The organism is Streptomyces sp. NBC_01267 (assembly GCF_036241575.1).
Lineage (GTDB): Bacteria > Actinomycetota > Actinomycetes > Streptomycetales > Streptomycetaceae > Streptomyces.
Genome location: NZ_CP108455.1, coordinates 3,359,475 through 3,371,551 on the forward strand (window position 1 = coordinate 3,359,475; position 12,077 = coordinate 3,371,551).

10 protein-coding genes are annotated in these 12,077 nt (G+C 72.3%); 1 reads left to right on the top strand and 9 read right to left on the bottom strand.

Annotation, left to right across the window (positions count from 1 at the left end):
- Positions 1–215 precede the first annotated feature (215 nt).
- On the bottom strand, positions 216–839 hold the full coding sequence (gene pdxH, locus OG709_RS15355) for a pyridoxamine 5'-phosphate oxidase (RefSeq protein WP_329169124.1): 624 nt from the start codon (positions 837–839) through the stop codon (positions 216–218).
- A 142-nt stretch (positions 840–981) separates the two neighbouring features.
- Between pdxH and OG709_RS15360 the strand changes: the two genes are divergently transcribed.
- A complete protein-coding gene (locus OG709_RS15360; RefSeq protein WP_250301173.1) occupies positions 982–2,136 on the top strand; it encodes a citrate synthase 2 in 1,155 nt (384 codons plus the stop codon).
- Between the two features lie 69 nt (positions 2,137–2,205).
- Here OG709_RS15360 and OG709_RS15365 read toward each other — a convergent pair whose 3' ends face one another.
- The 8 genes from OG709_RS15365 to OG709_RS15400 all read right to left on the bottom strand — a co-directional run bounded on the left by OG709_RS15365 (position 2,206) and on the right by OG709_RS15400 (position 12,036).
- Entirely contained in the window at positions 2,206–2,853 is a 648-nt protein-coding gene (locus tag OG709_RS15365; RefSeq protein ID WP_250301172.1) for a TetR/AcrR family transcriptional regulator, read from the bottom strand.
- The gene (locus OG709_RS15370; RefSeq protein WP_266642397.1) at positions 2,841–3,590 is read right to left on the bottom strand and encodes an enoyl-CoA hydratase family protein; all 750 of its coding nucleotides are present in this window, start codon (positions 3,588–3,590) and stop codon (positions 2,841–2,843) included. Before OG709_RS15370 ends, OG709_RS15365 begins: the two co-directional genes overlap by 13 nt.
- A gap of 62 nt (positions 3,591–3,652) precedes the next feature.
- Complete coding sequence (locus tag OG709_RS15375; protein ID WP_329166532.1) at positions 3,653–4,858, bottom strand: acyl-CoA dehydrogenase family protein; 1,206 nt, start codon at positions 4,856–4,858, stop codon at positions 3,653–3,655.
- Between the two features lie 75 nt (positions 4,859–4,933).
- Complete coding sequence (locus tag OG709_RS15380) at positions 4,934–6,865, bottom strand: acetyl/propionyl/methylcrotonyl-CoA carboxylase subunit alpha (RefSeq protein WP_329166534.1); 1,932 nt, start codon at positions 6,863–6,865, stop codon at positions 4,934–4,936.
- A gap of 50 nt (positions 6,866–6,915) precedes the next feature.
- On the bottom strand, positions 6,916–8,517 hold the full coding sequence (locus OG709_RS15385) for an acyl-CoA carboxylase subunit beta (protein WP_329166536.1): 1,602 nt from the start codon (positions 8,515–8,517) through the stop codon (positions 6,916–6,918).
- Positions 8,514–10,316: an acyclic terpene utilization AtuA family protein gene (locus tag OG709_RS15390; RefSeq protein ID WP_442815371.1), complete on the bottom strand. Its 1,803-nt coding sequence runs from the start codon at positions 10,314–10,316 to the stop codon at positions 8,514–8,516. Before OG709_RS15390 ends, OG709_RS15385 begins: the two co-directional genes overlap by 4 nt.
- Positions 10,317–10,369: 53 nt before the next feature.
- Positions 10,370–11,227 (bottom strand): TIGR03084 family metal-binding protein, encoded by an 858-nt coding sequence (locus OG709_RS15395; RefSeq protein ID WP_329166538.1) that lies wholly within the window; start codon positions 11,225–11,227, stop codon positions 10,370–10,372.
- 266 nt (positions 11,228–11,493) lie between these two features.
- A complete protein-coding gene (locus OG709_RS15400; RefSeq protein ID WP_266642391.1) occupies positions 11,494–12,036 on the bottom strand; it encodes a MarR family winged helix-turn-helix transcriptional regulator in 543 nt (180 codons plus the stop codon).
- Between the last annotated feature and the right edge of the window lie 41 nt (positions 12,037–12,077).

Consider the following 12,077-nt stretch of genomic DNA (forward strand, 5'->3'; position numbering starts at 1 on the left):
GCAGTGCCGGCAGACCGCCGGCCGCAATCCCAAGCAGTCACCGACCCGCGGGCTCGCCGGTTAGTCCGGCCGGCCCCTCTCCGGAGGGACCAGAGCCCGCGGGTTTCTGCGTTCCGTACGCGGCCGGGGTGTGCCGACCGTACGGCGGGTGCCGACCGTACGCCGCCGGGGCCGCGCGGACCGCGCGGACCGCCGGACACCCTGACGCCGGGCGCTCACGGGCAGAGCCGTTCCACCCGCCACCCCGTGTCCTCGCTCACGTACCGCAGCCGGTCGTGCAGCCGGTTCTCGTGGCCCTGCCAGAACTCGACCGCGAACGGGACCACCCGGATGCCGCCCCAGTCCTCCGGCACCGGGACCTCCGTACCCAGGGGGTAGCGGGACGCCAACTCCTCGTACTGATCCGTCAGTTCCTCGCGCGAGGAGATCACCGCGGACTGGGCGCTGGCCCAGGCGCCGAGCTGGGAGCCGTGCGGGCGGGTGCGGAAGTACGCTGCCGTCTCCGCGCGGGAGACCCGGGACGCCGTGCCCGTGACGATGACCTGGCGGGCGATCTGGTGCCAGGGGAAGAGCAGCGACACCCGCGGGTTCACCGCCAGTTCGCGGCCCTTGCGGGAGTCGTAGTTGGTGAAGAAGACGAAGCCGTCCTGGTCGTACCGCTTGAGCAGGACCGTACGGGCCGAGGGGCTGCCCTGCGGGGTCGCCGTCGAGACCACCATCGCGTTCGGCTCGTGCAGGCCACCGGCGACGGCCTCGGCGAACCAGCGGGTGAACTGCTCCATCGGCCCGGCGGCGAGGTCCTTCTCCGCGAGGACGGTGGTGCGGTACTGCTCGCGCATCGCGGCGGGGTCCAGATCAGGTTTCGGCACGGGGCCATCCTGCCCCAAGCGGGGGGTGTGCCGGATGTCACGCTTCCCCCCACCGGCGGGAGCCAGCAGACTCGTCTCTCCGTACATCGTCCCCGTCACGAGGAGCCGCCCGATGTCCGACCCCGTTACCGACTCCGCTGCCGCCCCCGCACCCGCCTTCGTCCCCGGGCTCGAAGGGGTCGTCGCGTTCGAGACCGAGATCGCCGAACCTGACAAGGAGGGCGGCTCGCTCCGGTACCGCGGTGTCGACATCGAGGACCTGGTGGGCCACGTCTCCTACGAGAACGTGTGGGGCCTGCTCGTCGACGGTGCGTTCAGCCCGGGGCTGCCGCCCGCCGAGCCCTTCCCGATCCCCGTCCACTCCGGTGACGTCCGGGTGGACGTGCAGTCCGCGCTGGCGATGCTCGCGCCGGTCTGGGGGCTGAAGCCGCTGCTCGACATCGACGAGGCGACCGCCCGCGACAACCTGGCGCGGGCCGCCGTCATGGCGCTCTCGTACGTCGCCCAGTCGGCCCGCGGGCAGGGCAGCCCGATGGTTCCGCAGAGCGAGATCGACAAGGCCGACACCGTCGTCGAGCGGTTCATGATCCGGTGGCGCGGGGAGCCCGATCCCAAGCACGTCAAGGCAGTTGACGCCTACTGGACGTCCGCCGCCGAGCACGGGATGAACGCCTCGACCTTCACCGCCCGGGTCATCGCGTCGACCGGCGCGGACGTCGCCGCCGCGCTGTCGGGGGCCGTGGGCGCCATGTCCGGGCCGCTGCACGGCGGGGCGCCCTCGCGCGTCCTCGGCATGATCGAGGAGATCGAGCGGACGGGCGACGCCCACGCGTACGTCAGGCGGGCCCTGGACAACGGTGAGCGGCTGATGGGCTTCGGCCACCGCGTCTACCGCGCCGAGGACCCCCGCGCCCGGGTGCTGCGCCGTACGGCCAAGGAGCTGGGCGCGCCGCGGTTCGAGGTCGCGGAGGCACTGGAGAAGGCGGCGCTGGAGGAACTCCACGCGCGGCGCCCGGACCGGGTGCTGGCCACGAACGTGGAGTTCTGGGCGGCGATCATGCTGGACTTCGCGGAGGTCCCGGCGCACATGTTCACGTCGATGTTCACCTGCGCGCGTACGGCGGGCTGGAGCGCGCACATCCTGGAGCAGAAGCGGACGGGGCGGCTGGTGCGGCCGTCGGCGCGGTACGTGGGACCCGGGTCGCGGAACCCCCGGGAGATCGAGGGGTTCGCGGACATCAAGGACCTCGCCGACCTCGCGGGGTGAGGTGAGCGGGTGGGGTGGGTGGGGTGAAGTGAGCGGGGTGGGCGGAGGGCGCGCCGGGGTGGGTCCCGCTCACCCCAGCGCGCCCTCCAGCAGCTCTCCCCACTGCGCCACCACGCGCTGCCGCCGCCCCGCGTCGTCCGTCAGCAGGTTGGCGAGGCCCAGGCCCCGGGCCATGTCGAGCAGGCCCTGCACCGTCTCGCGTACCCCCGGCACGGACTCGTCCGCGCGGAGCAGTTCCACCGCGATGCGGTGCGACTCGCGGCCCACCCGGGCCTCCAGTTCCGTGACCCGGGCGTGCAGCTGCGGCTCGTTGGACGCCGCGACCCACAGGTGCAGCGCCGCGCGGAACAGCGGGCCGGTGTACAGGTCGACCAGGGCGGCCACCACCGTCCGGCGGTCCTGCGGGGGGAGGGTGCGCAGGGCCGTGGAGCGTTCCTCGGCCACGTACTCGACCGCCGCCGTGAACAGGTCCTCGCGGGTGGGGAAGTGGTGCTGGGCCGCGCCGCGTGAGACGCCCGCGCGTTCGGCGACGGCGGACACCGTGGAGCCTGCCCAGCCGTGTTCGGCCAGGCAGGACACGGCGGCCTCCAGGAGCCGCTGCCGGGTGGCGCGGCTGCGGTCCTGTTTGGGGCCTCGGAGGTGAGGGCCGGTGCCGGCCTGTCCGCCGCTGCCGTTCTGCCGGGGGCCGCCGTCGGGGCCTCTGCTCACCACACCCATGCGGGATCCCGTCGTTCGAGGAAGGCCTGCACACCCTCCCGGGCCTCCGCCGAGGCGAAGAGGGCCGCCGAGCGGGCGGTCAGGTCTTCCGTATTGCGGTCGAAGTTCTCCAGCACCGTAGCGGTGACCAGGGACTTCGATGCGGCCAGGCCCTGCGGGGAGGCTCTGCGGAGCCCGTCGAGTACGGCGGCCAGCACCTCGTCGACATCGTCGGCGACCGCGGTGACCAGTCCGGTACGGGCCGCTTCCCCCGCGTCGAAACGTTCCCCGGTGAGGTAGTAGCGGCCCGCCGCGCGCGGGTCCATGCGCGGGAGCAGCGGCATCGAGATGACGGCGGGGGCCAGGCCGAGCCGGGACTCGGTGAACGCGAAGTCGGCCGCAGGTCCGGCCAGTGCGATGTCGCACGAGCCGAGCAGGCCGAGCCCGCCCGCCCGGACGTGGCCGGTGACGCGGGCGACGACCGGCTTCGGGTGGGCGACGACCGCCCGCATCAGCGCCACGAACGCCCCGGGGTCCGCCGGTGCCTTCAGGTCCGCGCCCGCGCAGAAGGTGTTCCCGGTGTGGGCGAGCAGCACCGCGCGTACCGAATCGTCCGAGCGGGCCGTCTCCAGCGCCTCCCCGAGTTCGGCGACGAGACGCGCGGAGAGCGCGTTGCGGTTCTTCGGCGAGTCCAGGGTCAGGGTGGTGATTCCCCGCTCGTGGGCGGTCCTGACGGCCTTCGGTTCGGACGTCGGCATGCGCGCTTCCTCTCTCGATCTCGCACTACCTCTCTCGATCTCGCACTACCTCGGAGCGGCTGTCAGTACGACTTGGGCAGGCCCAGCGTCTGGTGGGAGATGAAGTTCAGGATCATCTCCCGGCTGACCGGCGCGATCCGCGCGACGCGGGACGCGGTGATGAGCGCGGCGAGGCCGTACTCCCGGGTGAGGCCGTTGCCGCCGAGGGTGTGTACGGACTGGTCCACGGCCTTCACGCAGGCCTCGCCCGCCGCGAACTTGGCCATGTTGGCGGCCTCCCCCGCGCCGAGGTCGTCGCCCGCGTCGCACAGGGCCGCCGCCTTCTGCATCATCAGCTTGGCCGTCTCCAGCTCGATGTGGGCCTGTGCGAGCGGGTGCGCGATGGCCTGGTGGGAGCCGATGGGCTCCTTCCAGACCTGCCGGGTCTTCGCGTAGTCGACGGCCTTGGCGAGCGCGTAGCGGCCCATGCCGATCGCGAAGGCGGCGGTCATGATGCGTTCGGGGTTGAGCCCGGCGAAGAGCTGGAGCAGCCCGGCGTCCTCGTTGCCGACCAAGGCGTCGGCGGGCACCCGTACGTCGTCCAGAACCAGTTCGAACTGCTTCTCCGGGGCCTGGATCTCCATGTCGATCTGCGTCCGCCCGAAGCCGGGGGCGTCGCGCGGCACGAGGAAGAGGCAGGGCTTGAGACGCCCGGTCCTGGCGTCCTCGGTGCGGCCGACGATGAGCGTCGCGTCGGCCATGTCCACCCCGGATATGAAGACCTTCCGCCCGGTGAGCAGCCAGTCCTCGCCGTCGCGGCGGGCGGTGGTGGTGATGCGGTGCGAGTTGGACCCGGCGTCGGGTTCGGTGATGCCGAAGGCCAGGGTGAGGCTGCCGTCGGCGAGGCCGGGCAACCACTTCTGCTTCTGTGCCTCGGTCCCGAAGCGGGCGATGACCGTGCCGCAGATGGCGGGCGAGACGACCATCATCAGCAGCGGGCAGCCGGCGGCCCCCAACTCCTCCAGCACGATGGAGAGTTCGGTGATGCCGCCGCCTCCGCCGCCGTACTCCTCGGGGAGGCTCACACCGAGGTAGCCGAGCTTGGCGGCCTCGGTCCACAGGGCCTGCCGGTCGTAGTCACGGTGGGTGCCGCCCGCGTGCCGCTTGCCGAGTGCGGCGACGGCGGCGCGCAGCGCCTGGTGCTCTTCGGTTTCGAGGACAGTGCTCTTGCGGGCGGTGCTCTTGCCTGCGGTGCTCTTGCCGGCGGTGCTGTTGCGGGCGGTGCTCATGGCTTCGGTTCCTCCTGAACGGCGGACTGGACAGCGGACTGAGCGACGGGCAGGGGTGTTGCATCGGCCGTCGAGCTAGGCGTCGGGCAGGGCGTCTTCTGCCGGTTCGCGTACGACGGCGAGCAGCGCGCCGACCTCGACCTGGCGGCCGGGGGCGGCGTGGAGTGCGGTGAGCGTGCCGGAGGCGGGAGCCGTGATGCGGTGCTCCATCTTCATCGCCTCCAGCCAGATCAGCGGCTGCCCGGCGGCGACCTCGGCCCCGACCGCGAGCCCTTCCGCGACACGGACGACGGTGCCGGGCATCGGGGCCAGCAGCGATCCCGGGGCGGTACGGGTCGTGAGGTCGGGGAAGCGGGGCAGCCGGGTGAAGGTGTGCGGGCCGACGTGGGTCCGGTCGCCGTACACCGCGACGTCGAACTTCCTCAGTACGCCGTCGACTTCGAGCGCCACACGGTCGGGCGCCGCGCGGTGCAGCCGCACATCCGGGAAGCCCTCGGCGTGCAGCCCGTCGCGGGTGACCCGGTAGCGGATCTCGTGCGTGGCGCCGTCCGGCTCCGAGCGGTACGTCTTGGTCTGCGGCTGGGACGGGACGTTCCGCCAGCCGCCGATCCGCGCGCGGGCCGCGTCGGCGAGGGCCGCGGCGAGGGCGGCGAGCGGGTCGGGGGCGGGGGTGGTGAGCTCGGGCAGATGGCGGTCGTAGAAGCCGGTGTCGATGCGGGCCGCGGTGAAGTCCGGGTGGCGCAGGGACCGTACGAGCAGGTCACGGTTGGTGGCCGGGCCGTGCACGTGCGCCCGGTCGAGGGCGTGGGCGAGCTTGCGGACGGCTTCGGCGCGGGTGGGCGCGTGGGCGATGACCTTGGCGAGCATCGGGTCGTAGTGGACGGACACCGTGTCGCCGTCGGTGTAGCCGGTGTCGAGACGCAGGGCAGGCGCCCCGCCTACCGGTAGGTCCGGTAGGCGGAGCCGGTGCAGGACGCCGGTCTGCGGGGCCCAGTCGTGGGCCGGGTCCTCCGCGTACAGCCGGGCCTCGACGGCATGGCCGTTCGGGGGCGGCGGGCCGTCGGGCGGGAGCGGTGCGCCCTCCGCGGTACGGATCTGGAGCGCGACCAGGTCGAGGCCGAACACCGCCTCGGTGACGGGGTGTTCGACCTGGAGGCGGGTGTTCATCTCCAGGAAGTACGCCCGGTCGCCGCCCTCCGCCACCAGGAACTCCACGGTGCCCGCGCCCTGGTAGTCGACCGCACGGGCCGCCGCGGTGGCGGCCTCGCGGAGAGTACGGCGCAGCGCGTCGGACAGGCCGGGCGCGGGGGCCTCCTCGATGACCTTCTGGTGGCGGCGCTGGAGGGAGCAGTCACGGGTGCCGAGCGTCCAGACCGTGCCGTACGCGTCGGCCATGACCTGCACCTCGACGTGCCGCCCGCGCTCCACGTACGGCTCGGCGAAGACCTCACCGTCCCCGAAGGCCGACCGCGCCTCGGCGACAGCTGCCTCCAACTCGCCTTCCAGGCAGCTCAGTTCCCGTACGACGCGCATGCCGCGCCCACCCCCGCCCGCCGCTGCCTTGAGGAGGAGCGGCAGGTCGGCTGCGGTCGCGGTGTCCGGGTCGACGGGGGCGAGCAGCGGGACCCCGGCGTCGGCCATCAGCTTCTTGGCGCGGGTCTTGGAGGCCATCGACTCGATGGCCTCGGCGGACGGGCCGATCCAGGTCAGACCGGCGTCGGTGACGGCGCGGGCGAAGGCGGCGTTCTCGGAGAGGAAGCCGTAGCCGGGGTGGACGGCGTCGGCCCCGGCCGCGCGGGCCGCCGCCACGAGGAGGTCGCCGCGCAGATACGTGTCGGCGGGGGCGGTGCCCGGCAGCCGTACGGCGGTGTCGGCCTCCCGTACGTGCAGGGCGTCCGCGTCGGCGTCCGAGTGGACGGCGACCGTGGAGATGCCCAGCTCACGGCAGGTGCGGAAGATGCGGCAGGCGATCTCGCCGCGGTTGGCGACCAGGAGGGAGGTGATCACGTTCGTCCTCAACATCTCGTCCTCAACATCTCGTCCTCAACATCTCGTGCTCACATCCGGAAGATGCCGAAGCCGCCGCGGGCGCCCTCGACCGGTGCGTTGTGGATGGCGGACAGGCACAGTCCGAGGACGGTCCTGGTGTCGCGCGGGTCGATGACCCCGTCGTCGTACAGCCGCCCGGACAGGAACATCGGCAGCGACTCCGACTCGATCTGCTGCTCGACCATGGCGCGCAGCGCGGCGTCCGCCTCGTCGTCGTACGGCTGCCCCTTGGCCTGCGCGGAGGCGCGGGCGACGATCGACAGCACGCCCGCGAGCTGCTGCGGGCCCATCACGGCGGACTTGGCGCTGGGCCAGGCGAAGAGGAACCGGGGGTCGTAGGCCCTCCCGCACATGCCGTAGTGGCCCGCGCCGTACGAGGCGCCCATCAGGACGGAGAGGTGCGGGACCTTCGAGTTGGAGACGGCGTTGATCATCATCGCGCCGTGTTTGATGATGCCGCCCTGCTCGTACTCCTTGCCGACCATGTAGCCGGTGGTGTTGTGCAGGAAGAGCAGCGGGATGTCGCGCTGGTTGGCCAGCTGGACGAACTGGGCGGCCTTCTGCGACTCCTCGGAGAACAGCACGCCCTGCGCGTTGGCGAGGATGCCGACGGGGTAGCCGTGCAGCTCGGCCCAGCCGGTGACGAGGCTCGGGCCGTAGAGCGGCTTGAACGCGTCGAAGTCCGAGCCGTCGGTGATGCGGGCGATGACCTCCAGCGGGTCGAAGGGGGTCTTCAGGTCGCCGGGGACGATGCCGAGGAGTTCGTCCTCGTCGTGCTTCGGCGGGACAGCCGGTCCCGGCGGATCGGCTTGCGCCTTGCGCCAGTTGAGGCGGGCGACGACCCGGCGGGCCTGACGCAGGGCGTCCGGTTCGTCGTGCGCGAGGTAGTCGGCGAGGCCGGAGACCCGGGCGTGCATCTCGGCGCCGCCGAGCGACTCGTCGTCGGACTCCTCGCCGGTCGCCATCTTGACCAGCGGCGGACCGCCGAGGAAGACCTTGGACCGTTCCTTGATCATGATGACGTGGTCGGACATGCCGGGGACGTACGCGCCGCCCGCCGTGGAATTGCCGAAGACGACGGCGATGGTGGGGATTCCGGCGGCGGAGAGCCGGGTGAGGTCCCGGAAGAGCGCGCCGCCGGGGATGAAGATCTCCTTCTGGGACGGCAGATCGGCGCCGCCGGACTCGACCAGGCTGATGCACGGGAGGCGGTTGGCGTACGCGATCTCGTTGGCCCGGAAGGCCTTCTTGAGCGTCCAGGCGTTGCTCGCGCCGCCCCGCACGGTGGGGTCGTTGGCGGTGATCAGGCACTCGACGCCCTCGACGGTGCCGATGCCGGTGACCATGGACGCACCGAGCGGGTAGTCGGTGCCCCAGGCGGCCAGCGGGGACAGCTCCAGGAAGGGGGTGTCCTCGTCGATGAGCAGCTCGATGCGTTCGCGGGCGAGGAGTTTGCCGCGCTTGCGGTGCCGGGCGACGTACTTCTCGCCGCCCCCGGCCAGGGACTTGGTGTGTTCGGCCTCCAGCGCGGCGATCTTGGCGAGCATGGCTTCGCGGTGGGCGGTGTACTCGGTGGAGGTGGGGTCGATCGCGGTACGCAGCGTCGTCATCGGGCCGCCTCTTCCTGCCCCGCCAACAGGGCTTCCGGTATGTCCAGAAGCAGGGCTTCCGGGATGTCCAGTTCACGGGAGCGCAGCCACTCGCCCAGGGCCTTGGCCTGCGGGTCGAAGCGGGCCTGCGCGGCGACGCCCTCGCCCAGCAGCCCCTCGACCACGAAGTTCAGGGCGCGCAGATTCGGCAGGGGGTGGCGGGTGACGGTCAACCGGCCCGTCTCCGGGAGCAGTTCCTTGAACCGCTCCACGGTCAGGGTGTGCGCCAGCCAGCGCCAGGCGTCGTCGGTACGCACCCAAACGCCGACGTTCGCGTCCCCGCCCTTGTCGCCGCTGCGTGCTCCGGCGACGCGGCCGAGCGGGGCGCGGCGTACGGGGGTGTTCGCGGGCGGTGGGTCGGGCAGGGCAGGATCGGCCACCGGCTCCAGCGGGCGGGTCACCGGTGGGGCGGGCGGCCTGGGCACCAGGGGATCCGGCACCGGTTCCAACGGGCGGGTCACCGGCGGGTCGGGTACCGTCACCCGCCGCCCGTCCGGCAGTACGGCCACCTGCCGCACCTCCGCCCGGTCCACGTACACCGCGTCGAAGACCCCGTACGGCGCGCCCTTCCCCGGCGGGGCCGTCACATGGAACCCGGGGTAGCTCCCGAGCGCCAGCTCGATCGCGGCCCCGGTCACCCCCCGCCCCACGGCCTCCGCCGACCCGTCCCGCACCACGAGCCGCAGCAGCGCACTCGCGCACTCCTCGGTCGCCGCATCGGGCCGGTCCGTCCGGGACAGCTCCCAACACACCTCTTCCGGACGGGACTTGCCGAACGCATCCGTCACCTGCTCGCGCACCAGCGCGGCCTTGGCGTCGATGTCGAGGCCGGTCAGGACGAACACCACTTCGTTCCGCCAGCCCCCGATCCGGGTCACGCCGGCCTTGAGCGTCGGCGGGGGCGCTTCACCGCGTATGCCGCTGCCCGCTGCACCTTCGCTCAGCGCACCGTCGCCCCCTGCACCACCGGCCCCTTCACCCCCGCCCCCTGTGCCGTCGATCCGCACCCGGTCGGGTCCGTCCTGGGTCAGCCGTACGGTGTCGAGCCGCGCCGTGACGTCGGGTCCCGCGTACCGGGCGCCGCCCGTCTCGTACAGCAGCTGCGCGGTGACCGTTCCTACGTCGACGACGCCGCCCGTGCCGGGGTGCTTGGTCACGACCGACGAGCCGTCCTCGTACAGCTCGGCCAGCGGGAAGCCCGGATGCCGTACGTCGTGCCCGGTGAAGAAGGAGTAGTTGCCGCCGGTCGCCTGGGTGCCGCACTCCAGCACATGCCCGGCGACCACCGCCCCGGCCAGCCGGTCCAGGTCGTCGGGGCCCCAGCCGAAGTGCCAGGCGGCGGGGCCGGTGACCAGCGCCGCGTCCGTGACGCGCCCCGTCACCACCACCTCCGCACCGGCCCGCAGGCACTCCGCGATCCCGGCACCGCCGAGGTAGGCGTTGGCGGTGAGCGCGCCTTCGGGCAACGGCAGCGCATCACCCTCCACGTGCGCGACGCGCGTGGGCACCCCCACCCGCGTACTCAACTCCCTTACGGCGTCGGCGAGACCGGCCGGGTTGAGACCTCCCGCGTTGACCACGATCCGCACGCCCCGGTCGTGCGCCTCGCCCAGGTTCTCCTCCAGCTGACGCAGGAAGGTCTTGGCGTAGCCGAGGGCGGGGTTCTTCAGGCGGTCGCGGCCGAGGATGAGCATGGTCAGCTCGGCGAGGTAGTCGCCGGTCAGGACGTCGAGCTGCCCGCCGGTGAGCATCTCCCGCATCGCGTCGAAACGGTCTCCGTAGAAACCGGAGGCGTTGCCTATCCGGAGCGGCCTCACCCGGCGGTCCCTTGTCGCGGCGTGCGGTCGGCGGCCTCCTGCTGCGGCGCACTCCCGACACCTCCACGTCCCTGTTGCGGCGCGCGCCCGGGGCCCGGCGGCCCGGCGAAGGCCTGCGCGATACCCAGCCACAGATCGGCGTCGGCGCCCTCCACCCGCAGGGACAGATCGTCACGGTGCGCACGCTGGGTGACGAGAAGGCAGAAGTCGAGCGCAGGCCCGGTCACCCGCTGGACGGCGTCGACGGAACCGTACGACCACAACTCACCACCAGGTGCGGTCAATTCGATGCGGAACTCCTCGTCGGGTACCGGAAGTTCCCGTACCGCGAAGGCGAGGTCCCGCGCCCGCACGCCGATCCGCGCCACATGCCGCAGCCGCGCGGTCGGCTGCCGCCGCACACCGAGCGCGTCCGCCACGTCCTGACCGTGCGCCCAGGTCTCCATCAGCCGACCGGTGGCCATCGACGCGGCACTCATCGGCGGCCCGTACCAGGGAAACCGCACCCCGCCCGGCGCGGCCCGCAACGCCCGCCGAAGCCCTTCGCGCCCGGCACGCCAACGGTCGAGCAGCACAGTGGGTTCGAGCACCGCTCCCTCCGCCGCCCCCTCGTCCACGAACGCGTCCGGCGCGGCGAGCGCCTTCTCGACCTCCCCGGCGAACGCCCCCGCATCGGTCACGGCGAGCAACGCGGCCCGGTCCGTCCAGGCGAGATGAGCGATCTGATGAGCAATGGTCCAGCCGGTCGCGGGGGTCGGCCGCGCCCACGTCTCGTCGCCCAACTCACCGACAATGGCGTCCAGTTCGGCGGACTCACTGCCCAGATCATCGAGCACGACACCTGCATCGGACACGGAACGCTCCCTCCGGGACACGGCTTCGTGCCCCGGAGCATGGCAGTGCGCCGAAAAACAATCAAGCGTGCTTGCATTGTTTTTGCCGTACGGCGCCGCGCCCGCCGAAGAGCGGTACGGCGATGCCGGCCAGCCTGCTGACAGGGCCCTCCGCCGGCCGGTGCAGCCGACTCGACTGCACTCAGCGGTTCATGTCCCGGTAGTCGTCCAACATCCGAAGTCCGAGTATGAGCCGGGGCAAGAAGCCCGGACACCGGGTGTCCTGCTCAGACCTCGGCGTCCGTGCGGCTCCTGACGCCAGTCGTAAGCCTCTCCAACAGCCCGATGAGCAGAGCACGTTCGGACTTCGACAGACCTGCGACGAGGGTGGATTCGCGGCCGAGCACCGCGTCCACGGACGACTCGATGAGCGCTTGGCCTTCGGCCGTCAACGACACCAGGACGGTTCGGCGCCCGGTAGCCCCCGGTCCTCGCCGTACGAATCCGCTCCGCTCGGCTCGGGCGACGCGCTGCGAGATGGCGCCGGCGGTCACCAGCGTCCGCTGTGCGATCTGGCGGGTGCTGAGGGTGTACGGCGGCCCGGAACGGCGGATGACGGACAACAGGTCGAGGGTGGCCCCGTCGATCCCGGCGGCGCGCAGGACCCGGTTGCGGTCATCCGCGAAGAGCTTCGCCAGGCGCCAGATGGGCGTCACGACCTCGATCGAATCGGTCGGCGTGCCGGGCCGTTCCCGTCGCCAGGCCGCCGCGATATCGGCAGCGGGGTAGGCGACGGCGGCGTCCCCCGTCACTGGTGCGATATCGACCACGGCGCCAACTCCCTTCCCTCTACACTACGTTTAGACCTAAA

Excerpts from the sequence above, each read along its gene's own strand:
- pdxH (WP_329169124.1), bottom strand. The coding sequence starts at position 839 with ATGCGCGAGCAGTACCGCACCACCGTCCTCGCGGAGAAGGACCTCGCC.
- OG709_RS15360 (WP_250301173.1), top strand. The coding sequence starts at position 982 with ATGTCCGACCCCGTTACCGACTCCGCTGCCGCCCCCGCACCCGCCTTC.
- OG709_RS15365 (WP_250301172.1), bottom strand. The coding sequence starts at position 2,853 with ATGGGTGTGGTGAGCAGAGGCCCCGACGGCGGCCCCCGGCAGAACGGC.
- OG709_RS15370 (WP_266642397.1), bottom strand. The coding sequence starts at position 3,590 with ATGCCGACGTCCGAACCGAAGGCCGTCAGGACCGCCCACGAGCGGGGA.
- OG709_RS15375 (WP_329166532.1), bottom strand. The coding sequence starts at position 4,858 with ATGAGCACCGCCCGCAACAGCACCGCCGGCAAGAGCACCGCAGGCAAG.
- OG709_RS15385 (WP_329166536.1), bottom strand. The coding sequence starts at position 8,517 with ATGACGACGCTGCGTACCGCGATCGACCCCACCTCCACCGAGTACACC.
- OG709_RS15390 (WP_442815371.1), bottom strand. The coding sequence starts at position 10,316 with ATGCGGGAGATGCTCACCGGCGGGCAGCTCGACGTCCTGACCGGCGAC.